General features: G+C 53.2%; 1 protein-coding gene. It reads right to left on the bottom strand.

Annotation, left to right across the window (positions count from 1 at the left end):
* On the bottom strand, positions 1 to 425 hold a 425-nt coding region (locus J4G02_15435), incomplete at both ends, for a hypothetical protein (protein MCE2395959.1).

Genomic DNA, 425 nt, shown 5'->3' with positions numbered 1-425 from the left:
AATCGTCCGGATGCCAACGCACCGGAGCAGTACAGAGGATGAGGAAGTTATCGGGTGTGCCATCCCGATGGGTTGGGACCGGAAGCCCATCCACAATTTTTAGCTCGCAACCGTCACATTCGTAGCCCACAATGGTATGCATACCGCCGAAGGTATCTCCCTGTTTGATATTCGTCCCCTCAAAAACCCAATGCTCAGGGCGATGCACTGTGTATTCGCCTGAACCATCCATGAACTGACCGTGGCTGAGGTGGTAGCCGCCGTGGAGAAAACCGACGCCGGTCAATTCGTTTTCGGGACGACCGATGAGATAATGACTCCACAGAGTGCTCAAGGTTCGATAATTGCCTGTCTTGTAAATGGGATCCATATTGTACCACTGTTTCCAGCAGGTCAAGGCGCGTCCTTCGTCTTCGGGTCGGACT

Source organism: Candidatus Poribacteria bacterium, from assembly GCA_021295755.1.
Taxonomy (GTDB): Bacteria; Poribacteria; WGA-4E; order WGA-4E; family PCPOR2b; genus PCPOR2b.
This window is presented reverse-complemented; position numbering and strand designations above follow the sequence as displayed.